Annotated in this window: 27 protein-coding genes and 1 riboswitch; of the genes, 18 read left to right on the plus strand and 9 right to left on the minus strand. The window is 49.6% G+C overall.

The features are described from left to right. Positions 1 to 99 precede the first annotated feature (99 nt). From SD10_RS25195 to SD10_RS25230, 8 genes are all read right to left on the minus strand, one after another. Positions 100 to 765: an outer membrane beta-barrel protein gene (locus SD10_RS25195; protein ID WP_046577786.1), complete on the minus strand. Its 666-nt coding sequence runs from the start codon at positions 763 to 765 to the stop codon at positions 100 to 102. Positions 766 to 953: 188 nt separating this feature from the next. Next, the gene (locus tag SD10_RS25200; RefSeq protein WP_046577788.1) at positions 954 to 2,666 is read right to left on the minus strand and encodes a GMC oxidoreductase; all 1,713 of its coding nucleotides are present in this window, start codon (positions 2,664 to 2,666) and stop codon (positions 954 to 956) included. A 39-nt stretch (positions 2,667 to 2,705) separates the two neighbouring features. Then, entirely contained in the window at positions 2,706 to 3,236 is a 531-nt protein-coding gene (locus SD10_RS25205; RefSeq protein ID WP_046577789.1) for a gluconate 2-dehydrogenase subunit 3 family protein, read from the minus strand. 181 nt (positions 3,237 to 3,417) lie between these two features. Further along, on the minus strand, positions 3,418 to 4,149 hold the full coding sequence (locus SD10_RS25210; RefSeq protein WP_046577791.1) for a Dph6-related ATP pyrophosphatase: 732 nt from the start codon (positions 4,147 to 4,149) through the stop codon (positions 3,418 to 3,420). Continuing rightward, positions 4,146 to 5,204, minus strand: a complete 1,059-nt coding sequence (locus SD10_RS25215; RefSeq protein ID WP_046577796.1) for a YncE family protein — start codon at positions 5,202 to 5,204, stop codon at positions 4,146 to 4,148. Before SD10_RS25215 ends, SD10_RS25210 begins: the two co-directional genes overlap by 4 nt. Then, the gene (locus tag SD10_RS25220) at positions 5,201 to 7,150 is read right to left on the minus strand and encodes a TonB-dependent receptor plug domain-containing protein (RefSeq protein ID WP_227699067.1); all 1,950 of its coding nucleotides are present in this window, start codon (positions 7,148 to 7,150) and stop codon (positions 5,201 to 5,203) included. The genes SD10_RS25215 and SD10_RS25220 overlap by 4 nt, the downstream gene beginning before the upstream one ends. A 90-nt stretch (positions 7,151 to 7,240) precedes the next feature. Beyond that, positions 7,241 to 7,450, minus strand: a riboswitch (cobalamin riboswitch). A gap of 63 nt (positions 7,451 to 7,513) precedes the next feature. After that, the gene (locus SD10_RS25225; RefSeq protein ID WP_046577799.1) at positions 7,514 to 8,893 is read right to left on the minus strand and encodes a M16 family metallopeptidase; all 1,380 of its coding nucleotides are present in this window, start codon (positions 8,891 to 8,893) and stop codon (positions 7,514 to 7,516) included. A gap of 204 nt (positions 8,894 to 9,097) precedes the next feature. Further along, the gene (locus SD10_RS25230) at positions 9,098 to 10,441 is read right to left on the minus strand and encodes a M16 family metallopeptidase (RefSeq protein WP_046577802.1); all 1,344 of its coding nucleotides are present in this window, start codon (positions 10,439 to 10,441) and stop codon (positions 9,098 to 9,100) included. A 48-nt stretch (positions 10,442 to 10,489) separates the two neighbouring features. Between SD10_RS25230 and SD10_RS25235 the strand changes: the two genes are divergently transcribed. Continuing rightward, a complete protein-coding gene (locus tag SD10_RS25235) occupies positions 10,490 to 11,263 on the plus strand; it encodes an SDR family oxidoreductase (protein ID WP_046577804.1) in 774 nt (257 codons plus the stop codon). On the opposite strand, the gene SD10_RS25240 is transcribed toward SD10_RS25235, so the two are convergent. Then, on the minus strand, positions 11,260 to 12,204 hold the full coding sequence (locus SD10_RS25240) for a sugar phosphate isomerase/epimerase family protein (RefSeq protein WP_046577811.1): 945 nt from the start codon (positions 12,202 to 12,204) through the stop codon (positions 11,260 to 11,262). The genes SD10_RS25235 and SD10_RS25240 overlap by 4 nt on opposite strands. An 846-nt stretch (positions 12,205 to 13,050) precedes the next feature. Between SD10_RS25240 and rplC the strand changes: the two genes are divergently transcribed. The 17 genes from rplC (at position 13,051) to rplR (ending at position 21,374) form a co-directional block, all read left to right on the plus strand. Further along, on the plus strand, positions 13,051 to 13,671 hold the full coding sequence (rplC, locus tag SD10_RS25245; RefSeq protein WP_046577814.1) for a 50S ribosomal protein L3: 621 nt from the start codon (positions 13,051 to 13,053) through the stop codon (positions 13,669 to 13,671). 3 nt (positions 13,672 to 13,674) lie between these two features. After that, positions 13,675 to 14,304 (plus strand): 50S ribosomal protein L4, encoded by a 630-nt coding sequence (gene rplD, locus SD10_RS25250; RefSeq protein ID WP_046577816.1) that lies wholly within the window; start codon positions 13,675 to 13,677, stop codon positions 14,302 to 14,304. A gap of 17 nt (positions 14,305 to 14,321) precedes the next feature. Then, positions 14,322 to 14,609 (plus strand): 50S ribosomal protein L23, encoded by a 288-nt coding sequence (gene rplW, locus SD10_RS25255; protein ID WP_012930240.1) that lies wholly within the window; start codon positions 14,322 to 14,324, stop codon positions 14,607 to 14,609. 30 nt (positions 14,610 to 14,639) lie between these two features. Further along, entirely contained in the window at positions 14,640 to 15,464 is an 825-nt protein-coding gene (gene rplB / locus SD10_RS25260) for a 50S ribosomal protein L2 (protein WP_046577817.1), read from the plus strand. Positions 15,465 to 15,473: 9 nt separating this feature from the next. Further along, positions 15,474 to 15,752: a 30S ribosomal protein S19 gene (gene rpsS / locus SD10_RS25265; protein WP_018618700.1), complete on the plus strand. Its 279-nt coding sequence runs from the start codon at positions 15,474 to 15,476 to the stop codon at positions 15,750 to 15,752. Positions 15,753 to 15,822: 70 nt separating this feature from the next. After that, positions 15,823 to 16,215 carry a 50S ribosomal protein L22 gene (rplV, locus tag SD10_RS25270; RefSeq protein WP_046580146.1) on the plus strand — a complete coding sequence of 131 codons (393 nt, stop codon included), beginning with the start codon at positions 15,823 to 15,825 and terminating at the stop codon, positions 16,213 to 16,215. A gap of 6 nt (positions 16,216 to 16,221) precedes the next feature. Then, on the plus strand, positions 16,222 to 17,127 hold the full coding sequence (gene rpsC / locus SD10_RS25275) for a 30S ribosomal protein S3 (RefSeq protein ID WP_046577821.1): 906 nt from the start codon (positions 16,222 to 16,224) through the stop codon (positions 17,125 to 17,127). Positions 17,128 to 17,213: 86 nt separating this feature from the next. Continuing rightward, positions 17,214 to 17,645 (plus strand): 50S ribosomal protein L16, encoded by a 432-nt coding sequence (gene rplP / locus SD10_RS25280; RefSeq protein WP_046577824.1) that lies wholly within the window; start codon positions 17,214 to 17,216, stop codon positions 17,643 to 17,645. A 21-nt stretch (positions 17,646 to 17,666) separates the two neighbouring features. Further along, complete coding sequence (gene rpmC, locus SD10_RS25285; protein WP_046577826.1) at positions 17,667 to 17,861, plus strand: 50S ribosomal protein L29; 195 nt, start codon at positions 17,667 to 17,669, stop codon at positions 17,859 to 17,861. Between the two features lie 12 nt (positions 17,862 to 17,873). Next, positions 17,874 to 18,239, plus strand: a complete 366-nt coding sequence (gene rpsQ, locus SD10_RS30395) for a 30S ribosomal protein S17 (protein ID WP_052731294.1) — start codon at positions 17,874 to 17,876, stop codon at positions 18,237 to 18,239. Between the two features lie 3 nt (positions 18,240 to 18,242). Further along, positions 18,243 to 18,611, plus strand: a complete 369-nt coding sequence (rplN, locus tag SD10_RS25295) for a 50S ribosomal protein L14 (protein WP_012930232.1) — start codon at positions 18,243 to 18,245, stop codon at positions 18,609 to 18,611. Between the two features lie 4 nt (positions 18,612 to 18,615). Beyond that, the gene (rplX, locus tag SD10_RS25300; protein ID WP_046577828.1) at positions 18,616 to 18,987 is read left to right on the plus strand and encodes a 50S ribosomal protein L24; all 372 of its coding nucleotides are present in this window, start codon (positions 18,616 to 18,618) and stop codon (positions 18,985 to 18,987) included. A gap of 20 nt (positions 18,988 to 19,007) precedes the next feature. Beyond that, positions 19,008 to 19,562: a 50S ribosomal protein L5 gene (gene rplE, locus SD10_RS25305; RefSeq protein ID WP_046577830.1), complete on the plus strand. Its 555-nt coding sequence runs from the start codon at positions 19,008 to 19,010 to the stop codon at positions 19,560 to 19,562. Positions 19,563 to 19,585: 23 nt separating this feature from the next. Next, the gene (gene rpsN, locus SD10_RS25310) at positions 19,586 to 19,855 is read left to right on the plus strand and encodes a 30S ribosomal protein S14 (RefSeq protein ID WP_046577832.1); all 270 of its coding nucleotides are present in this window, start codon (positions 19,586 to 19,588) and stop codon (positions 19,853 to 19,855) included. A 90-nt stretch (positions 19,856 to 19,945) separates the two neighbouring features. Further along, positions 19,946 to 20,344 carry a 30S ribosomal protein S8 gene (rpsH, locus tag SD10_RS25315; protein ID WP_046577835.1) on the plus strand — a complete coding sequence of 133 codons (399 nt, stop codon included), beginning with the start codon at positions 19,946 to 19,948 and terminating at the stop codon, positions 20,342 to 20,344. A gap of 13 nt (positions 20,345 to 20,357) precedes the next feature. Further along, positions 20,358 to 20,915: a 50S ribosomal protein L6 gene (gene rplF, locus SD10_RS25320; protein ID WP_046577836.1), complete on the plus strand. Its 558-nt coding sequence runs from the start codon at positions 20,358 to 20,360 to the stop codon at positions 20,913 to 20,915. 105 nt (positions 20,916 to 21,020) lie between these two features. After that, on the plus strand, positions 21,021 to 21,374 hold the full coding sequence (rplR, locus tag SD10_RS25325) for a 50S ribosomal protein L18 (RefSeq protein WP_046577838.1): 354 nt from the start codon (positions 21,021 to 21,023) through the stop codon (positions 21,372 to 21,374). Position 21,375 lies beyond the last annotated feature (1 nt).

Genomic DNA, 21,375 nt, shown 5'->3' on the forward strand with positions numbered 1-21,375 from the left:
ATTCTGCCTGCTCGGCCTGAATCGTAGAATTTCCATTTGGCTTATTTTCCGGCTTTTACTCGTATTGACCTATTGAGTACTGTGTCAACAGCAACTCGTTTAAAACTTATACATGAGTTGAGTCTGTAAGCTTAGTTGATAAGCGTGGAAGTAAGAGTACGACGGGTGCGATTCAATAGTATACTGGATCGTCGGTTGAGCAATTAAAGATAGATGTTCTGTAAGCCCATAGATTACGCCAGCTCCCAGCAGAGGAGTAACAACCACACCTTTACCAAATTTTACGGGGACTAATTCCCCATTTCCATTTATATCGACGTAGCTGGTTCCCCTGAAATCAAAGGTGGCGCCTGCCGAAAAGTAAGGCGACAGTCGTTTGGTTGACGATTGGTAGTTAATCAATAAAGGCGCTTTATAGAGATTGGAAAAAGGGTGGTTGTACTGATAGCGAACAGTATAGGGGGTGCCATTCAGCAAATAATCACTTTTACCAACTGCCGCATGCGTAGCCCAAATGCCTGCTCCAATTGACCATTTCGGGGAGAAAGCATAGCGGGCCGCAACGCCAACTGAGTAACTAAGTCCACTGGAAACAGCCCTAAATTCAGTAGTAGGTAGTTGATTAGACGGATCAGCAAATGGAAAAATTACTTTCGAGCTAGCATGGGTGTAAATAGGAGCCAGTTGAACGGATAACGCGAATTTATGCTGTCCAAACACAATTGTCATACTGCTAATCACAAACAGAAAAGTCAGAGTTTTCATACGATTAACGTTTATTGGTTGCTCTATAAGTTTTGTCCGCTCCGTTTTTTATCGGTTAACCTCCACAGCGCCAGGCAATATAAATGAAGTTCGCTATTCATGTGATTCGAACCGCATAAGTACGTACATAAAAAAGTCCCCGCCATCCTGATAAACCAGTACAGCGGGGGCTTCTTTATGATCACTCCTTAAATGCTTTTCCGTTTCATTTCCTTAACAGCGAAATCAGCCGCCCGCGCCGTTAGCGCCATGTACGTTAACGACGGGTTTACACAGGAAGCAGACGTCATACAGGAACCATCCGTTACGAATACGTTCTTAACCGCGTGAAGCTGATTATTGGCGTTTACGACGGATGTTTTAGGATCACGGCCCATACGGGCGGTTCCCATTTCGTGAATGGCCATGCCCAGAAAAGACCCCCGGTCATAGGCTTTTACGTTCTTGACCCCAGCCGATTCCAGCATTTCCTTGGCATCGTTCATCATGTCGATTCGCATTTTCTTCTCGTTCTCTTTCAACTCAGCGTCGAAGACGGCGAGCGGCATACCCCATTTGTCTTTGTCATTCTTGTCGAGATACATCCGGTTTTCGTGATACGGCAAGGTCTCGCCAAAACCGCCTAAGCCCATTGTCCACGGGCCGGGCTTGGTGAGTTCCTCTTTGTAATCAGCCCCAAAGCTCATTTCAGCGATGTTGCGCTGCCAGCCCTGCCGACTGCCGCCACCCTGGTACCCGAATCCGCGTATGTAATCGCGCTTGTCGGTACCAATATTTCGGTAACGTGGTACGTAAATACCGTTTGCCCGACGACCGATGTAGTATTTGTCCAGATCGCCTTCCCATTCGCCCGACGCCCCAATCCGGAAGTGGTGATCCATCAGGTTATGGCCCAACTCGCCCGAATCATTGCCCAATCCATTGGGGAAGCGATCCGATTTTGAATTCAGCAGTACCGTTGTCGATCCCAATGTACTGCCACAAACGAAAATGATGTTGGCATAATACTCTTTAGGTTGCATCGTCACGGCATCAATGATCCGGACACCCGTTGCCTTTTTCTTGTTTTCGTCGTACATAACTTCCGTAACGACCGAATCGGGCCGAAGCGTCAAACGGCCCGTTTTGGCTGCCGGAGGAAGTGTACAGGATTGGGTACTGAAATACGCACCGTATGGGCAACCCAGCGAACATTTGTTTCGGTACTGGCACGGCGCACGGCCAACGCCTAGCTGCGCCTGACCCGCTTTCGACAGGTTAGCCACCCGACCAATGGTCATCGTACGTCCGGGAAAATTCTTTTCAATCCGCTTACGCACTTCTTTTTCCACACAGTACATCTCCATGGGTGGCAGAAACTCGCTATCGGGCAATTGCGGTAGATTCAGTTTCTCCCCCGAAATGCCGACGAATTTCTCGACGTAGGAATACCAGGGAGCCACATCTTTGTACCGGATTGGCCAGTCGACGGCAATGCCATCTTTTTCGTTGGCCCCAAAGTCAATATCACTCAGCCGATACGATTGCCGCCCCCACATAATGGACTTTCCACCCACAATATTTGGCCGGTACCAGTCGAATCGCTTCACTTCTTTATAGAGCGAATCCGAATCATTCATCCAGTAATTCTGGGTCATCTCATTATATGGGTAATCGCGGGCCAGTTTTGGGTGCGATTCCTTCTGAGCTTCGGTAAGCCGACCGTTATACTTGGTTTCCCAGGGGTCTTTGGTGGCGTACTCGTAACCGGTGACGTGTTCGAGCTGGTGACCTTTTTCGAGCATCAGCACCCGCAGCCCTTTTTCGGTTAGTTCTTTCGATGCCCAGCCGCCCGATATGCCCGACCCGATCACAATGGCATCGTAAGTCTGGTCTTTTATAGAATCAATATTGAGATACATTATCTTGTGGGGTAAAAATTATTGAAGGACACAGGTTTGTTACAATGCCCATGCCTTCTGACCAGGTTTGAGGGGCATACAACCGTTAAATTGACCAGGAACGGGCAGGTATTCGAGCGCTTTTGTAGCACCGATTTCGGAAGTAAAATAGCCGGTCGTCGTTAGCTCTTTCATGCGCAGGAAAAATGGCTTGTCTTCCGTCATGGTTTGCTTGACCATCTCATTTTTCTGAGCTGTGTCAAGAGCGGCAAAGCCTTTACTGAACTTGGTTTTGCTATCGGCATCTAACTTCGCCAGACCAGCATAGAATTTCTCCTGATCCGCTTTCGGGTAGCAGTCGCGCATGACCCGAACTATAAACTTTTCGGCACCGGCGGCCTTGGCTCCCGGCGTCGTGGTAGTTGGAATTATGACATCGGCAACCTCAGCCAGCAGGGCTTCCTGATCAGGCGAGACGGCAACGCTCGGGCCCATGTTGGTCACACGGCCCATGGCACCAGCCAGAGTCGGTGCTGATAGGATCCCGCCCATCAGTAAGGCCGCTTGTTGTATGGCTTCTCTACGTTTCATAAAGTGATGAATACTGTTTTGGCTCTATAAGGCCTCAGTTGGTAAAATTTCCTATAATAATATGAAAATAAAGCCACAAAACGAAGGCTTTGGTTGAGTTTACTCTAAAGCCTGAAGGCGTGCCACGATTTAGAACCGTAACACGCCTTCAGGCTTTAACGTATTTTTACTCAAGGTGACTTTACTCGTTGAGAAGCAGGTCCTGATACCAGAAGCCAGTGTCCCACCGAACATCGGTCTGGCTGGTATGCGTATCAGTACCGCCGGAGCGGGTAAAGGTTCGGTGAACAACTTCGCCTTTTGTGAAGGAAACGGGGTGGGAGAAAGTAGGGCCATCATACACAAAAGAATGATACTCGCCGTTCTCACCACACGGGTCGACTGTTCTGGGCAGGTCTTTCAGCAAGTCCAGATCCAGCTCCCGCCCGATGAACTCGGCATTCAATTGCTTTTCATTCACGCACACAAGCACAGCCCGAAAACCCAAATCCACAAACTCATGAACCAGCTCGGTTGTGTTCCGCTGCCAGAGGGGGAATTCTCCTGACAGATTTACCCGCTGCAACTGCGTTTCGCGATAAGCGCGAAGGTCTTCCAGAAAAATATCGCCGAAGATGGAATGCGTACAGCCCTGTTTTGTCAGTTCCAGCAGTTCCATCTGCATTTGCGCATCATACTCTTCCATAGACACATTGCCCGCCAATCGGAGTAACCGTAACGGAATCCCCAGCCGATCAGCCTGAGCCGTCATCAACTCTATTCGAACGCCATGCATGCTTACTCGGCCATAGGCATCGTTAACGCTCGTCAACAAGGTCTCTACATCCCATCGACCCGACTGGAGACTATAATATAGCGCGAGAGCCGAATCTTTGCCCCCGCTCCAGTTCATGATGGCCCGCTGTCGGCTCATCGGAAATAAAATCCTGAAGGCGCAATTTCAGCTTTTACTGAGTCAACTAACGCGCCGGTTGACTCGTAACGCACGACATAGCCTGTCTGCGCCTGCGACGGAACCACACTTCCATAAATACGATTAGTTTGTGGATCAATACCGAGTGAAGAAAACGATCTGGCGATAACCTGGTTAGCCGCTGTGGCAGCCGTTGCTTCAATCGGCAGACGGTATGTCTTGCCACTCAGCGTGTAATAGAATGCCCTTTTGTCGGGGCTGATCGTAACGGAACCGGGTGTAGCTGCAAACGTCAGTCGTTTGGCAATTGTCCGATCCGAAGGATTGAATTGAACAAGATCGTTACCTGTTTGTATCCACAATTTACCATTGGCATCGAGCGCAATGGGTTCAGGAGATGAGCCAAAGTCAACACGTTGTTTTTCAGTATCGGTATTCAGGTCAATGATTAACAGCGTTTTATTCCCGCTGTAAGCATTGCTCCCAACAAACGCTTCGCTACCAGCAACAACCATTTTTTCAACGCCTTTCACGGCTGGAATTTTCTTAACGAGTGTACTTGTATTCAGATCGACGACAGCTATATAACCGGGGTCTTTATAGAAAGTACCTGCGTTGAAGTCTCCAGATACATCCCAGCAACTAACGTAAGCTTTGTTTGGGCCTGCGGCAATAACTTGGCGTGGGTTTTCAATATCGGGCGTTTTCAGCGTAGCGCGGGACTTAAACGTGCCTGCCTCAACAATTTCAACCTTATCCTGGGCAGCAGACATGTTGTCGACCAAAATCAACCCCTTCCCGTTTACCTCTGTATATCCTTGCACTCCGCCAACCAACGACATTGAGGGGTTAGCAGCCTGAAAAATGTTGGTAGCAACGGTGTTGCCCGTCCGTGAGAGAAACGAAATTGTCCCGTTGTTCTGGGAGAAATTACCTTCATTTAATATGAGTATGCCTGACTCGTAAGGTGTTGGTTCAGGATCAGTGGTTTTACAATTCCAGACGCTTAAGGCCAGCAAGCTAAGCGCAATGCTTTTTGTTACTTGGTATTTCATGATTTATTAGATGGAAAATTGATAAGTACATTGAGTGCCCAGTTACGACCCGGCAACGCATTCCGCTTTACACTGAACATAAGCGCATCGAATACATTATTAACCTGCCCCTGTACCCGAATGGGCACCGGGCCGACTTTGGTCGTCGTTTCAAGCAGTACATTTGTTAAGGCAACGCCCTTAAAAAACTGGCTATTGTCGAAGGTAGTGTACCGGCGCGAACTGGCTTGTGTTTGCACCGACAGGCGTGTTTGGCCACGCTGGATGTAGGCATTAAGCGTTTCGGTATGGATGGGCACAAAGACCAGTTGCTTCCCGATCACGTCTTCGGCGTAGGTATCATAGGCCCGCTCCTGCGATGAGCGCGTAAGCGCATAACCGAGCCTCAGACCAGCCCGCCAACCATTACGAACGTAAGCGAGCGAGGTTGTTAACTCTCCTCCCCGCGCTAAGACCTGCTGTAAATTCTCGACATGATAGTTGGTCGTCGGATTCCAGTACGTCCAGTTATCTACCCGATTGCGGTATACGGTTGCTTCGGCTGTCAGGTTGAGGTGTTCCGAAAATACCAGGGTCGATGCAAGCCCGGCTTCCAGGTTGAATCCATTTTCGGGTAGCAGATTGGGGTTGCCTAAGTCGGCCCAGTACCGTTCATTGAGCGTTGGCACCCGGTAACTCCGACTGATGGCTCCTTTAGCCGTTAAACCAAAGGCAGGACGTTGCACAATCCGATATTCAGCGCCAAGTGATGGCGTAAGGGGTGGATTAAATCGGGTAACAAATGCCTGCCGCACAGTGGCCGACACTAGCCAGCGGGTAGTCTGCAACCGAAGCAACGCATACAAGTCACCTCGGTCTTCTTCGATTAATGGGCTTATGTAGCCATCCGTTTGGGTGCGGTAATGCGACCACTCGCCACCTACCCTAAGGTTCAGTGCCCATCTGGCTTTAGCGGGGGTTAAGACGAACTCACGCTCGGTCCGGCCAATAAACCGGTCGGTTTGGGTGTGGCTGGGCAACGCGAAATTACTTTTGGCATAATCCAGAATATCATGCGTCCAACCCAGGCGCAGCGTAAGATGGTTGGTTTCGTAGGTCGTAAGAAATCGAGCCGACTGGGTGCGTGTCCGTTCGCGGGCAATGGTGTCCTGCGGTGCCAGAATTAGGTCGTTGTCTGTTAGCCACACATTGACGGATAGCTGCCGACCACTGTTGTGCATAAAGTACAAATCCTGAACAAAACCCCGCTGCGCGGTTGTGGACCGTTCCAGAAAATAATTCCGGCGTTCAGCGGATGGGTACGCATTATTGAACTGGTTCCGGTAAGCGAACGTCTTCCCCGATAATTTCCAGGAGGCTCCTAACCTGGCACTGTACCGTATACCCAACTGGGTCTGATTATTGTGAAAACTAGCCAGTTGCTGGCCAACCGTCACGTGTATACCCGGTTGCCAAACGGGACTGCTTCCCAGCAGAATACTCCCTCCTACCGCACCCGAACCGACAACACTCGCCGACGAACCATACTGAACGGATAACTGATCGAAACCCGCTACGGGCAGCGTCGAGAAATCAGTCAGGCCAAGGTTGGGTTGATTGATGTTGATCCCATTCCAAAGAACGGCGGTATGGTTGGCCGATGTTCCCCGAAAAGACACCGTTGCTAGCTGGCCGGGACCATAATTCTTGAACGCTATGGGCGTGTTCAACGACAGCAAGTCCGTCAATGACCCAAAGCGAAACTGGATCAGCGTTGCCGAGTCGATCCGCTGAAATTTTTGGCCCGCTAAAAACCGCTCGGGCGCAATGGCTCGTACGGTTACGGCCGACAAGGACACACCTGTTGTCGACCGCGCTAACGAATCTGTTTGCGCGCTGCTACTACGCCCGGCAAGCAAGCCGAGTAGTAAGGTAATAATCCACCAGCGAAGGGTGTTCTGTTTCAATAGTATGATACGAATGAGTGCCCGGAACCGTTAGGCCGCCAAGTTGGTGGCCCATCAGCACGCGATTGGGGCGTTTCCTCCGAACGCCAGAACAACGGATGGTTTGCGGCAGGTCTCCTGGCTCGTCTCGTCGGCTCTTACCTTCCCACGCTGAGGCTCAGCGCAGTGGTTACGTAGATTGAACCGATTTTTCTAAAGACTTACAGTTGCGGGGACAGCATTGGCTTTACACCAACTTCCCTTTTAAGCCTTACAAGCTGCCACGAAGCAGCATCAGGCACCGAAAACTCAAGGCAAAGGTAGGGTAATTTATGGAATTAACGTAACGCGGACATCCTGTCCGCGTTACAGTCGCGTTACTTGTTAAAACCCTTCTGCTTTAATTTCTTTCTCGGTGATGGTACCGTATTTTTTCACTTTGTCCCGAATGGTTTCCGCTTTGCCAATCAACACAAACTGAAGCTTGTCTTTCGGAAAATACTGGTCGATAATCTGGCGGGTCTTGGCGACGGTCAGCCCATCTACGTTCTTCTGGAAGTTGTTGATAAACGACTCATCGAAGCCAAGGCTGAACATATCGGTTAGCAAATTGGCCAACTCGCTGGCCGACTCATATCTAGGCGGGAAATCAGCTTTAACGTAGTTTTTGGCAGATGACAGCGTTTTCTCGTCGATGCCTGTCCGATGCAAACTATCGAGTACCTGCAGGGCCATGTCGATGGCCTGCGTAGTGGTACTAACTTTTGTAAAGGTTGAAATGGCAAAGGTGCCGCTCTTCCGGAACGTACTGAATCGGCTATTCGCGCCATAGGTCAGGCCTGAATTGACCCGCAGGGCATCGTTCAGCCAGGATGTAAAGCGTCCCCCCAGAATCGTATTGACTACCGTAACGGGAATAAAATCGGGGTTATTTTGGGTAATCCCTTTCCCACCAATCAAAAATGTAGTTTCACGGGCGTCATCTTTATTGACCAGCAACACCCGGCTTTTATCGAACATAACCGTCGGGTCTGTTAGGGCAGGCGATGTGGCTGCTGCCGTTTTCCAGTTACCAAATAAGTCAGTAATGCGCTTTTTCATAGCCGCCGTATTAAAATCGCCCACAATGGCAATCGCGCCCCGGTCGGTTGTAAAGTTTTTCTGATAGAACTGCCGAACATCGCTGGCCGAAACGGCTGATACCGACGCGGGTGTGCCGGTGAGCGGATTCGCGTAGGGATGACCTTCAAAGACAAACTTGTTGAAGTACGAGCCCACCACGCCCCTCGGACTTTCTTTTTGCTGAATCAACTGAAGCAGTTGACGCTGTTTGTACTTGTCGAATTCTGCCTGATCGAAGGTAGGCTTCGTGAGCACATCCTGAATAATATCGAACAGTAAGTCCTGATCTTTCACCGCAAACGACGAGGTCAGTTTGGCTACTTCTTTCCCGGCATAGGTATCCACGCTGGCACCTACATACTCGATCTTTTCTTCCAGTTGTGCTTTCGTGTATTTCGAACTACCGAACAGCAAAGCCTCCGCCGTCATGTTGGCCAGGCCATACCGGCTGCCATCCTGCACCGCCCCGGCGTCGAATACGGCCGAGACATTGATGAGCGGCACTTCATGTTGCTCCATCAAATAAACCGTCAGGCCATTCTTTAACTTGAACTTCTGGTAAGGTGGCACCTTGAACGTTTGCGCCCACGACGAAGCTCCAGCCAGTATAAGAGCAAGGAGCATTGTAACTATGTATTTCATCCGTGTTATTGATTGACTATATATCAGACTAGGTGTCGTTGTCGCGTTAGCGACAGAATGTGTATAGCTATACCCGATAGATGAGCCTGATGAGTTGCTTAATGATGTAACCTCTCAACCCCCTTTGATCGCTACGTAATCATAAGCCACCGGAGGATAGGCTTTATCTACAAACAGTTGGTCGCTATGCGACAAGCAGGCTCTTTAATTGTTTTTAACCGGATTCGTTTTGGGCTCTGGCAGCAGATAGCCAACTGTCCGGTTACGGCTGGTGAGATACGTTTTGGCGACGCGCTGAACGTCTTCTTTGGTTACCTTTTCATACAGTGCCGGAGCTTCGTAAAGCTTCTTGTAGTCACCAAAGAACAGTTCATACGTACCGAGCGAGTTCGCTTTTCCGTTGATCGACTCCATCGTCCGGTAAAACTCCATCAGCTTTTGATTCTTCAGCTTCTGCAATTCAACATCGGTAATGCCTTCATCAATCACCCTGTCGATTTGATACAAAACCGACCGTTCCAGATGCTCCGCCGTAGTACCACTGCCGGCGATGGCATAGATTGAAAACAGGCTTGGGTCAAATGATTCGCCGAAACTGGTAAATGCCCGCGACGCAATCGTTGAATCAAGCACCAGCGACTTTACCAGACGCGACGAGTTACCCGAACTCAACACACCACTGAGCAAATCGAGCGCGTAGTAATCCGGGTGGCGGGTAGCAGGGGTATGGTAAGCCAGCAAAATGTTAGGCGTCGCTACGTCTTTATACGTCGTCACGCGCCGTTCACCATTCTGGGGCGGCTCGACAGTACGCAGGCTGTCAGGTAGTTTTTGCGCCGGAATGGGTTCAATATACTGCTCAGCCAGTTTCTTTACCTGTGCAGCCGTTACGTCGCCTACCACAACCGCCACGGCATTGTTCGGCGAGTAATAGGTTTTGAAGTATTTCTCCAGATCGGCCTGCGTCCACTTCTTTATGTCCGATTCGAAACCGATTACGGGGAACATATACGGGTGCTCCACAAAGGCCGTAGCCTGTACCAGCTCGCTGATAACCCGATAATTGCTATTTTCCAGCCCGGTACTTCGCTCCGAGAGAACAACGCCCCGCTCACTCTCTACCATCTTCGGGTCGATGGCCAGATCACGAATCCGGTCGGCCTCCAGGTCAAAGATCGTTTCGAGGGCTCCGCTTTGGAACCAGTCGGTATACACCGTCGTATTTTGCGTTGTATAGGCGTTGTTCGAACCGCCGTTGGCCTCCATAACCCGGTCAAACTGCTTGGGACCGTATTTTTTAGCCCCGTTGAACATCATGTGCTCAAAGAAGTGCGACAAACCCGTTATGCCGTGAACCTCGTTGCGGGAGCCAACTTTCCAGAAAGAATAGAAATTGGCATTGGGAATGGAATGATCTTCGAGGACCATGAATTTCATGCCGTTTTTCAGCGTGAACGTTTGCACGTCCTCTGCCTTGGGCTTATTCTGAGCTAATACCACACCCGCAGTGAGTGCCAATACAGCAAAAAGCCCTATTCGTTTGTTCATAAGGTGGTTTTAGTTTGGAGAAAAGCTAAAATTAATGACCTTTAGCTCATGAACCAATCGCTCTGGTCGCTTAGCGGCCAACGCGCCCTTGTAACGGGCGGAACTAAAGGAATCGGCGAAGCCATTGTCCGGCAATTTCTGGACCTGGGCGCATCGGTATTTATCGTTGCCCGCGACAACACACTGCTTCAGCGGCAACTAACCGAGTATCGCCAGCAAGGCCATACCGTCGAAGGCATAGCCACTGATGTGAGTCAGCCGGGTGTAGCTGCTCAGGTTATTGACTCGGTGAAGACAACGTGGGGTAGCCTGGATATTCTGGTCAATAATGCGGGTACGAATGTTCGCAAAGCCACTGCCGACTACAGCCCTGCCGAGTATGACCATGTGCTGAATACCAACCTTCGCTCAGCGTATGAACTGACCCAGGCAGCCTATTCACTTTTAAGAGAATCCTCTATCGGTGGTAAAATTGTGATGATTTCGTCGGTATCTGGGCTGGCGCATACTAGTAGTGGCTCGCTATACGGCATGACCAAAGCGGCCATGCTCCAGCTCACCCGAAACCTCGCCGTTGAGTGGGCGCCCGATGGCATTCGGGTAAATGCTGTGGCGCCCTGGTATATCAAAACGCCATTGGCCACACCCGTATTGACTAACCCTGAAAAACTAGCGGGTATCCTGAAACGAACGCCGATGAACCGGGTTGGCGAGCCGGAAGAAGTAGCTTCCGTCGTTTCTTTTTTGTGCATGCCTGCATCGGGCTATGTAACAGGACAGACAATTTCGGCAGACGGCGGCCTGATGGCCTGGGCTTATTAAAGCCCGGCTACCATCGCTTTCATCTTTGCCATCGCTGTTTTCGTTACGGTCAGGGCATCCTGTGCGTAATAATTTTTATTGAACACCTCCAGCGATACGACAATCGGCTGGTCGTTGCGCTTGATGAGTTTCAGCGTTTCGCGAATCGGCGCAACGCCATCGCCTGGAAACACCCGGTCAGCATCGACTATTTTCTCACGGGTGAAATCGGCCGTGTAGTCATTTACGTGGAATACCTCAATGGCCGGTTTACCAACCAAGGGCAGGCTTACATTGCCCGAGCCTCCTTTATAAAGGTGATAGATATCTAGCAACACCCGGGCTGACGGGTGCCCACTCTCAATGGCGACAAACATAACTTCGCTCAACCGGCTCAGGTTCGGCGAGAACCCCCATAACTCTAACTGAGGAACAACCCCGGTTTTATCGCCAACTTCCAGAATAGCGCGATACCGTTCGGCAGCTTTGTACAGATCTATTTTAGGGCTACCGGGCGATTGGGCACCGATTGGTGGCGTTGCTACGCGTTTGCAACCCACTTCGGCCAGCATTTCCATCTCGTTTTTTAATTGAGACAGCCCTTTGGCACGGGCCGCTTCGTCATCAATGATCCACGGTGCAAAGCCAATAGCATTTTCAATTTTTATGCCCAGGTCGGCAAGAATTTTTCGGGCCTCGGCCGTTGTTCCGCCCGATTTCAGGTACGTCTGTAAGGTCTCAATCCATATTTCGACCGACCGGAATCCTCCCTTAGAAGCGGCTTCCAGCTCTTTTACGAATCCGAGTTTCTGCCCCCTAATTGTACTCATGTTGAGGCAGATCGTAAATGGAGATTGAGCGGCTGGTGATGTCCCAGCGGCCAGCGAGTTAGTCGATAGTGTTGCCCCTACCGAGGCAGTCAGAGCCGCCAGCGTTTGACGACGGGTTATGGATTGAGACATGAAGCAAACTGGATTCAGGCGTTTTAGGAATTGTCTAATGCGTAGTAAACGTAAAAAGTACATAAACCTACTGTTTTACGTTTGTGTAGTTCTCATGCGTCAAACAACACAAACGAGTGACCCTAGCTAATGCAAGCCATATTAATGATGCAGGGCTTGGAGCCATGGTTCTTTAGAGTTACGTCGCTACGCGACTTAGATAGACATGGTTGGGAGCAATTTTTGCTACAAACATTAGGTCGCTAACGCGACAATAAGGTTAACCACTAAACCAAGCCTGATTGACTAAGTGTAGTACCATTTAGTCGCGTAAGCAATCTAGAGATCGGAAATGTTTACAACTACTCCGCCTTACATACAATTATGTACAGTCGCGTTAGCGACGAAAGGTTTGTAGCATTCGGGCAAGCGCTTCCATTCGCTGATCGCATAGCGACCGAACGCCTATTCACACCATCCATACCCGATACTTGACTTGTATAGTACCTAAAAAACTTTCTTTAAAATAAATTTTCTGTTTCTCCAAACTATTTCATACTTTTGCACTCCCAAACTCGGAACATCGAGATAACGACATACGAGGGTGAAGGTCCGCTAAAATCGATACGATTTAGTAGAAACCACATCTGACTTTTTCGGCAAACAAACCTTGCATTGCATCGTATTGTCTGCCATTTGAGGTCAGGTGCTGTGCGCCCGACCTTTTTTTATGTCGTTTCGGGGCCTGATTGTTAAGCAGATATAGGATTCGTTCGAATATTTGCCTACCTTTGCGGCCCGATTCGGAAGGTCCGAACGGAAAAAAGGATTACCTATTTTTTACCTGCTTACTTTAAACAAACACAAATGTCTGGTTTAATTGGCAAGAAAATCGGGATGACCAGCGTGTACAATGCGGACGGGCAGGCTCTGGCATGTACAGTGATTGAGACGGGTCCCTGTGTCGTAACTCAAGTCCGTAGCGTCGAGAAAGATGGCTACACGGCTGTGCAACTGGGTTATGGCGACAAAAAAGAAAAGCACAGCAACAAGCCGGAGTTGGGCCACTTCAAAAAAGCGGGTACCACGCCTAAGCGCAAACTGGTTGAATTCAAAGAATTCGAACAAACGCTTGATTTAGGCGCAACACTTACGGTAGCCGATGTATTTGCAGAAGCTGACTTCGTTGATGTAGTCGGAACAGCAAAAGGTCGTGGTTTCCAAGGCGTTGTGAAACGTCACGGATTCGCTGGGGTTGGCGGTCAAACGCACGGTCAGCACAACCGGGGTCGTCACCCAGGTTCGATTGGTGCCTGTTCGTTCCCATCGCGTGTGTTCAAAGGTCTTCGGATGGCCGGCCGTACGGGCGGTAACCGAGTGAAGGTTCAAAACCTTCGCGTATTGCGCGTTCTGCCTGAGCAAAATCTGCTCGTTGTTAGCGGTTCAATTCCAGGAGCCAAAAATTCATACGTTATTATCGAGAAGTAGGTCATGGAAGTAATCGTATATAACAGCAAAGGCGAGGACACAGGCAAAAAGGTCACGCTTCCGGAAGCGGTCTTCGGTATCGAACCGAACCAACACGCGATTTATCTCGACGTGAAACAGTACTTAGCCAACCAACGGCAAGGAACGCACAAAGCGAAAGAGCGGGCTGAAAATGCACACTCGACGCGTAAATTGAAAAAGCAAAAAGGTACAGGTGGCGCCCGCGCCGGTAGCGCCAAATCGCCCGTATTTGTGGGCGGTGGTACTATCTTCGGTCCCCGTCCCCGCGACTACAGCTTCAAACTGAACAAAAAAGTGAAATCGCTGGCCCGCCAGTCAGCCTATGCTGTAAAAGCGAAAGCTGAGAAGATTTCCATTATTGACAGCATTTCGCTGGAAGCTCCCCGCACGAAAGACTACATCCAGTTCTTAAGTGATCTGAATGTAACGGGTAAGAAAACGCTGCTTATCCTGCCCGATGTAAACACAAACGTTGTTTTGTCGAGCCGGAACGTTCAGAAGACGAAAGTTACGACTGCTTCGCAGGTTAACACATACGATCTGATGAATGCTGATCAACTGCTCATTAGCGAAGAAGCCCTGTCAACCATTCAAACGTTGTTCGACCGATAATCGGGAGCAAATTAATCATGAGCGTACTGAAACGACCAATCGTCACCGAGAAAATGACGGGCCTTAACAAGCAAGGCAAATATGCTTTTGAGGTTGAACTAAAAGCCAACAAACTCGAGATCGGCAAAGCCATCGAGAAAATGTATGGCGTAAACGTTGAAGCTGTTAATACATTCCGGGTATACGGAAAGAAACGCAGCAAGAACATCAACGGACGTGTTGTATCGGGTAAGACCCCAACCACTAAGAAAGCAATTGTTACGGTTGCCGAAGGCGAAGTAATTGATATCTACGCTGACCTGTAAACCGAGCACTGCTCTACCAATTAATCAGTCATGGGAGTTAAAAAACTAAGACCAATAACGCCGAGTACACGTTTTCGCGTGGCACCCGACTTTGCGGAAATAACAGCCTCCAAGCCAGAAAAAAGCCTGCTGGAGCCCATTAAGAGAACCGGTGGCCGTAATAACGAAGGTCACCGCACTATGCGCTACATTGGAGGAGGTCATAAGCGGCAATATCGCATTATTGACTTCAAGCGCGATAAAGTCGGCCAGCCTGCCGAAGTTTTGACTGTAGAATACGATCCAAACCGTACAGCACGCATCGCTTTGGTGCAATATGCTGACGGTGAAAAACGCTACATCATCGCACCACAGGGTATTACCGTAGGCCAGACCATCCGGTCGGGCGAAGGGTCGACTCCTGATGTTGGTAACGCACTTCCTCTGGCTCTGATGCCAATTGGTACGATCGTTCATAACATTGAGTTGACACCCGGTAAAGGTGGTGCTATGGCTCGTTCGGCTGGTACATACGCCCAACTAGTAGGTCGTGAAGACAAATACGCTATCCTGCGTTTGCCTTCGGGCGAAACACGCCGGGTTTTAAGCGCTGGCATGGCAACGGTAGGTTCGGTATCCAACCCCGATCACATGAACGTTGTCGTGGGTAAAGCGGGTCGTAACCGTTGGTTAGGTCGCCGTCCCCGCGTTCGTGCTGTCGTTATGAACCCAGTCGATCACCCAATGGGTGGTGGTGAAGGCCGGGCATCCGGTGGCCACCCACGTTCACGTAATGGCCAGTTCGCTAAAGGTCAGAAGACCCGCAGCAAGAACAAGGCATCTGAAAGCATGATTATTAGCCGACGCAAAAAGTAACAGATAACAATGGCACGTTCACTCAAAAAAGGCCCCTATATTGATTTTCGTTTAGACAACAAAGTCCAGACGCAGAATGATTCGGGCAAGAAATCGGTCATCAAAACCTGGTCGCGTCGTTCGATGATTTCGCCGGATTTCGTAGGCCATACCTTCGCTGTGCACAACGGCAACAAGTTTATCCCGGTTTATGTAACGGAGAACATGGTAGGTCACAAGCTCGGCGAATTCTCGCCAACGCGCAACTTCCGGGGACACACCGCAAAGAAAGACAAGGGCAAACGATAAGCAGTTTACGGTATTCGGTTTACGGTTTTAATAAGCTGTGAACCGTGAACTGAAAACCAAAACCAAACAAATGGAAGCAGTAGCAAAACTTAAAGATGTGCCCACGTCTCCCCGCAAGATGCGGTTAATTGCTGACCTCATTCGTGGTCAACGCGTTAGCCGGGCGTTGGGTCTATTAAAATATCAGCCACAGGCTGGTGCCGACGTATTGCAGAAAGTGCTTTTGTCGGCCGTTGCCAACTGGCAGCAAAAAAATGAAGATGCCCGTATCGAAGATGCGGATCTTTATATAAAAACGATTTTTGTTGATGGTGGTCCGATGCTGAAGCGTCTGCGTCCAGCACCACAAGGTCGTGGTCACCGGATTCGTAAGCGGTCAAATCACATTACCCTTGTGGTTGACAGCGCAGCGGACACTGTATTGACTCAGGCTGAAGTTTCTACCCCTGAAAACGAACAATAGACAGAAATGGGACAAAAAATAAATCCAATTGGCCTGCGACTTGGTATTGTTCGGGGCTGGGAGTCGAGCTGGTACGGCGGTAAAGAGTTTGCGGACAAACTTGTTGAAGACGAGAAAATCCGGAAATACATCTCTGCCCGTATCCCTAAAGGCGCCATTGCGCGGGTCGTTATCGAACGTACCCTGAAGCGCGTAACCCTAACCATTCACACGGCTCGTCCGGGTATCGTTATTGGTAAAGGTGGTGGTGAAGTTGACAAGATCAAAGAAGAGCTGAAGAAGATCACGGGCAAAGATGTCCAGATCAATATCTTCGAAATTAAACGCCCTGAAATTGATGCTAAACTAGTTGGCGAAGCAATCGCTCAGCAACTACAGGCTCGTATTTCATTCCGTCGTGCTATGAAGCAGGCTATCCAATCAGCGATTCGGGTAGGTGCACAAGGCATCAAGGTGAAAGTATCTGGTCGTTTGGGTGGTGCTGAAATTGCCCGCTCAGAGCAGTATAAAGAAGGTCGCGTACCGCTTCACACCCTGCGTGCTGATATCGACTACGCTATCTCTGAAGCCCAAACCGTTTACGGGAAAATCGGCATCAAAGTGTGGATTTTCAAAGGCGAGGTGTATGGCAAGCGTGATCTGTCTCCAGCAGCTATGATGAGCCAGGCGCAAGCCGGTGAGCGTACAGCGGCAGCCAATGATCGTGGCGATCGCCGTGGCCCTCGTGGCGACCGTGATGGCAATGACCGGGGTGGCCGGAACCGTGGCGGTAATGATCGGGGTGGTCGTGGTGGCAATGCAGGTGGTGGCCAGGGTGGTAACCGTGGTGGCAATTCAGGCGGCCAGGGTGGCAACCGCGGTGGCGGTGGTGGTCAGGGTGGTAACCGCGGTGGCGGTGGTCCAAGACGATAAATTCAGTCGTCAGTCGTCAGTCCACAGTCATTAGTTTACTACTCTTGATTAACAACTAACCACTATCGACGCTAACTTTTAGAGCTATGTTACAGCCAAAAAGAACTAAATTCCGTAAACAGCATAAAGGCAGGATTCCAGGTATCGCTTCACGCGGTCATGAAATTGCCTTCGGTACATTCGGCATCAAATCGCTGGAACCGGGTCGGATCACCGCCCGCCAGATTGAAGCCGCTCGTATTTCAGTAACACGGGCGATGAAACGCGAAGGTCAGGTTTGGATTCGCATTTTCCCCGACAAACCCATCACCAAGAAACCAGCCGAAGTTCGGATGGGTAAAGGTAAGGGTGCCCCAGAATACTGGGTAGCCGTAGTAAAGCCCGGTACGATTATGTTCGAAACAACGGGCGTTGATCTGGCAACGGGTATGGAAGCCCTGCGCCTGGCCGCTCAGAAATTGCCAGTTCGGACGAAATTTGTTGTCCGGCGTGATTATCAGGAGCAAGGCGAAGAATAGTACCCCTAAGCGACGAACAAAATGAAAAAAGAAGATTTAAAAGGATTGTCGGCCGACGAGTTACGTACCGAGCTAGGTGCTGAACAAGACCGACTGTTGAAACTAAGGTTCGCTCATGCGGTATCTCCAATTGAGAATCCAATGCGCATCCGCGAGAGCCGGAAACGGATTACTCGTCTGAACACAGAACTGACGGTTAAATCGCGGCAAGCCTAATAAGACACGACAATGGAAGAGCAACAAGCACCAGCACCGCAGGTAGACCAACAAGCTCCGGCGGCAGCAGCAACAGATCAGCCGACAGCAACTGCTCCAGCAACGAGCACTGCCGCAGCGGCTTCGGAGCGCAACGCTCGGAAAGAGCGTATCGGACGGGTAACCAGCAATAAAATGCAGAAAACCATCACTGTTGCGATTGATCGTAAAGTGAAGCACCCGATGTATGGCAAGTTCATGAACAAGACGAAAAAATTGACGGTTCATGACGAGAAAAATGAGTGCGGTATCGGTGACACGGTTCGTGTTATGGAAACCCGCCCAATGAGCAAAAATAAGCGTTGGCGTTTAGTCGAAATCATCGAAAAAGCGAAGTAAGCCATGGTACAGCAAGAATCAAGATTAGGAGTAGCCGATAACAGTGGCGCGAAGGAAGTGCTGGTTATCCGCGTCCTGGGCGGTACAGGCAAGCGGTATGCATCAGTCGGTGACAAGATTGTCGTGACGGTGAAACAGGCTCTGTCGTCCAGTAATATGAAAAAAGGTACGGTGTCGAAAGCCGTTGTTGTTCGGACCAAGAAGGAAGTGCGTCGTAAAGATGGATCCTACATCCGCTTCGAAGACAATGCCGCCGTATTGCTCAATAACAACGATGAACCACGCGGCACCCGGATTTTCGGACCCGTAGCTCGTGAATTGCGCGAGAAGCAGTTTATGAAAATCGTATCGTTAGCCCCGGAAGTATTGTAAGGCAATGGAGAAGAAAATAACGCTACCGAAGCACAAATTCCATATCAAATCAGGCGACACCGTCGTCGTGATTGGTGGTAACTCGAAAGGTCAGCGCGGTGTAGTGAAAGAAGTGATCGTAGAAAAAGATCGCGCTCGGGTTGAGGGCGTCGCTATGATTACCAAACACTTGAAGCCAACGGCTTCTAACCCGCAGGGGAGTCTGGAAAAAACGGAAGGATCGATCCACATCAGCAACCTCAAACTGGTTGATCCAGCTACCGGCGAACCTACCCGCACGGGTCGTAAAGTAAACGAAAAGGGAAAGCTGCAGCGCTTCTCCAAGAAGACAGGCAACTTTATTCCTGATCGGTCCGCCGACGCGGGTCGTAAATAACCTTAAGCAGGTCTAAGAAAATGGCAACGCCAAGACTGAAAGAAAAATATCTAAGCGAAATCGTACCTCAGTTGAAGGACAAGTTTCAGTATAAGTCGATCATGCAAGTGCCCCGACTAACTAAAATTGTCATCAACAAAGGTATTGGAGCCGCTGTCGCCGATAAAAAATTGGTGGACGTGGGCGTGGAAGAATTGACGACCATCACGGGTCAGAAAGCCGTTCCGACATTGTCGAAGAAAGCGGTCTCGAACTTCAAACTGCGGGAGAAAATGCCCATCGGTGCGAAAGTTACGCTGCGTGGTGTGAAGATGTATGAATTTCTGGACCGGCTAACGGCGGTATCGCTGCCCCGCGTTCGTGACTTCAAAGGCATTAGTGACAAAGGGTTCGACGGCCGTGGCAACTATACCTTCGGTGTACAGGAGCAGATCATCTTCCCTGAGATCAGCATTGATAAAGTAGCTCGTATTTCGGGAATGGACATCACATTTGTGACGACTGCCAACACGGATAATGAGAGTTACGAGTTGCTGAAAGCAATGGGTATGCCGTTTGCTAAAAGTGATAAATAACAACCGACAAAAAGGTTAAGACAATGGCAAAAGAATCAATAAAAGCACGGGAACGGAAACGCGAAGCACTAGTGGCTAAGTACGCTGTAAAGCGGGCTGCTTTAAAAGCTGCCGGCGACTACATCGGTCTGGATAAACTGCCTAAAAATTCGTCCTCTGTTCGTTTGCACAACCGGTGCAAATTAACGGGTCGTCCTCGGGGCTACATGCGCAAGTTTGGTATTTCACGGGTAACATTCCGGGAAATGGCATCGGCCGGTAAAATTCCAGGTGTAACTAAAGCAAGCTGGTAATTCCAGATTCCATTTCTATTTGTAATTCAGTTTCCGTAATTTTGCGAACTTTCTCAAAAAGAGGGGTTTGCAAGTAACGCAACGCTAAGAATGAATACAGATCCAATAGCAGACTTTCTGACTCGTGTTAGAAACGCCATCCGGGCTAAGCACCGGGTAGTAGAGATCCCTGCTTCGAATATAAAGAAAGAAATTACCAAGGTTTTGTACGAGAAAGGGTACATCCAGAACTATAAGTTCGACGACAGCACCCCGCAAGGCTCAATTAAGATTGCGCTGAAGTACAACCCAACGACGAAGCAGCCTGCTATCGTTGACCTACAACGCATCAGCCGCCCAGGTCTGCGTCAGTATCGGGGTGCCGATAATCTGCCACGTATCCTGAACGGATTGGGTGTAGCAATCATCTCTACCTCCAAAGGCGTGATGACTGATAAAGAAGCGAAGACGCTGAACGTTGGTGGAGAAGTATTGTGTTACGTATATTAATCCGAACTGAACGATGTCACGCATAGGTAAGAAACCAATCGCCCTACCCAGCAACGTTACGTTGTCTGTTGACAATCAGAACGTCGTTACGGTGAAAGGGCCTAAAGGCACCTTGACCCAATCGGTTGACCCGGACATTTCGGTAGCCATTGAAGACGGTCATATCCAAGTAAGCCGCCCAACCGAGCAGAAGCGCCATAAAGCACTGCACGGCCTGTATCGGTCGCTGGTCAACAACATGGTAACTGGCGTAAGCGAAGGCTTTAAACTCGATCTGGAAGTAATCGGGGTTGGTTATAAAGCATCTGTTGCCAATAACATTCTCGAACTGCAACTTGGCTATTCACACAATGTGTTTTTAGCTGTTCCAGCCGAAATCAAAGTTACAGCTGTAACGGAAAAAGGTCAGAACCCGAAAGTATATCTGGAAGGTTCAGACAAGCAACTTTTGGGTGACGTAGCCGCAAAAATCCGTTCGTTGCGTAAAGTTGAGCCATACAAAGGCAAAGGTATCCGCTTCATCGGTGAGCAAGTTCGCCGGAAAGCTGGTAAATCTTCTTCGAAGAAATAATAAAGTGGTTTTCCATTTTCGGTTTATGGCTGACCTGCTCGGCGATAAATCGGAAATCAGAAACCAAAAACATTTTAAACGCCTATTTGGTCGGAATCAAATAACATGGCAACGAATAAACAAGAAAGAAGACAGCGGATCAAGTTTGGTATCCGGGCGAAAGTTTCTGGCACAGCCGAGCGTCCCCGTCTATCTGTTTTCCGCTCTAACAAAGCGATTTACGCGCAGTTAATCGACGATGTAAGCGGCCACACACTGGCGGCTGCCTCATCGGTTGAATTGAAAAGCGAAGCCGAAGGGAATACCGTCGAAACGGCGAAGAAAGTAGGCCAGCGGTTGGCCGAGAAAGCAGTTGCCAAGAATATCAGCGCAGCTGTATTCGACCGTAATGGCTACTTATATCACGGTAAAGTAAAAGCATTGGCCGATGCAGCCCGCGAGGGAGGCCTTAAGTTCTAAG

This window comes from Spirosoma radiotolerans, assembly GCF_000974425.1.
Classification (GTDB): Bacteria; Bacteroidota; Bacteroidia; order Cytophagales; family Spirosomataceae; genus Spirosoma; species Spirosoma radiotolerans.

Excerpts from the sequence above, each read along its gene's own strand:
- rplC (WP_046577814.1), top strand. The coding sequence starts at position 13,051 with ATGTCTGGTTTAATTGGCAAGAAAATCGGGATGACCAGCGTGTACAAT.
- rplB (WP_046577817.1), top strand. The coding sequence starts at position 14,640 with ATGGGAGTTAAAAAACTAAGACCAATAACGCCGAGTACACGTTTTCGC.
- rpsS (WP_018618700.1), top strand. The coding sequence starts at position 15,474 with ATGGCACGTTCACTCAAAAAAGGCCCCTATATTGATTTTCGTTTAGAC.
- rpsH (WP_046577835.1), top strand. The coding sequence starts at position 19,946 with ATGAATACAGATCCAATAGCAGACTTTCTGACTCGTGTTAGAAACGCC.
- rplP (WP_046577824.1), top strand. The coding sequence starts at position 17,214 with ATGTTACAGCCAAAAAGAACTAAATTCCGTAAACAGCATAAAGGCAGG.
- SD10_RS25225 (WP_046577799.1), bottom strand. The coding sequence starts at position 8,893 with ATGAAATACATAGTTACAATGCTCCTTGCTCTTATACTGGCTGGAGCT.
- SD10_RS25205 (WP_046577789.1), bottom strand. The coding sequence starts at position 3,236 with ATGAAACGTAGAGAAGCCATACAACAAGCGGCCTTACTGATGGGCGGG.
- rplX (WP_046577828.1), top strand. The coding sequence starts at position 18,616 with ATGGAGAAGAAAATAACGCTACCGAAGCACAAATTCCATATCAAATCA.
- SD10_RS25200 (WP_046577788.1), bottom strand. The coding sequence starts at position 2,666 with ATGTATCTCAATATTGATTCTATAAAAGACCAGACTTACGATGCCATT.
- rplW (WP_012930240.1), top strand. The coding sequence starts at position 14,322 with ATGAGCGTACTGAAACGACCAATCGTCACCGAGAAAATGACGGGCCTT.
- SD10_RS25230 (WP_046577802.1), bottom strand. The coding sequence starts at position 10,441 with ATGAACAAACGAATAGGGCTTTTTGCTGTATTGGCACTCACTGCGGGT.
- SD10_RS25240 (WP_046577811.1), bottom strand. The coding sequence starts at position 12,204 with ATGTCTCAATCCATAACCCGTCGTCAAACGCTGGCGGCTCTGACTGCC.
- SD10_RS25210 (WP_046577791.1), bottom strand. The coding sequence starts at position 4,149 with ATGAGCCGACAGCGGGCCATCATGAACTGGAGCGGGGGCAAAGATTCG.
- SD10_RS25215 (WP_046577796.1), bottom strand. The coding sequence starts at position 5,204 with ATGAAATACCAAGTAACAAAAAGCATTGCGCTTAGCTTGCTGGCCTTA.
- rpsC (WP_046577821.1), top strand. The coding sequence starts at position 16,222 with ATGGGACAAAAAATAAATCCAATTGGCCTGCGACTTGGTATTGTTCGG.
- rplN (WP_012930232.1), top strand. The coding sequence starts at position 18,243 with ATGGTACAGCAAGAATCAAGATTAGGAGTAGCCGATAACAGTGGCGCG.
- rplD (WP_046577816.1), top strand. The coding sequence starts at position 13,675 with ATGGAAGTAATCGTATATAACAGCAAAGGCGAGGACACAGGCAAAAAG.
- rplR (WP_046577838.1), top strand. The coding sequence starts at position 21,021 with ATGGCAACGAATAAACAAGAAAGAAGACAGCGGATCAAGTTTGGTATC.
- rpsN (WP_046577832.1), top strand. The coding sequence starts at position 19,586 with ATGGCAAAAGAATCAATAAAAGCACGGGAACGGAAACGCGAAGCACTA.
- rplF (WP_046577836.1), top strand. The coding sequence starts at position 20,358 with ATGTCACGCATAGGTAAGAAACCAATCGCCCTACCCAGCAACGTTACG.
- rpsQ (WP_052731294.1), top strand. The coding sequence starts at position 17,874 with ATGGAAGAGCAACAAGCACCAGCACCGCAGGTAGACCAACAAGCTCCG.
- SD10_RS25235 (WP_046577804.1), top strand. The coding sequence starts at position 10,490 with ATGAACCAATCGCTCTGGTCGCTTAGCGGCCAACGCGCCCTTGTAACG.
- SD10_RS25195 (WP_046577786.1), bottom strand. The coding sequence starts at position 765 with ATGAAAACTCTGACTTTTCTGTTTGTGATTAGCAGTATGACAATTGTG.
- rplE (WP_046577830.1), top strand. The coding sequence starts at position 19,008 with ATGGCAACGCCAAGACTGAAAGAAAAATATCTAAGCGAAATCGTACCT.
- rplV (WP_046580146.1), top strand. The coding sequence starts at position 15,823 with ATGGAAGCAGTAGCAAAACTTAAAGATGTGCCCACGTCTCCCCGCAAG.
- rpmC (WP_046577826.1), top strand. The coding sequence starts at position 17,667 with ATGAAAAAAGAAGATTTAAAAGGATTGTCGGCCGACGAGTTACGTACC.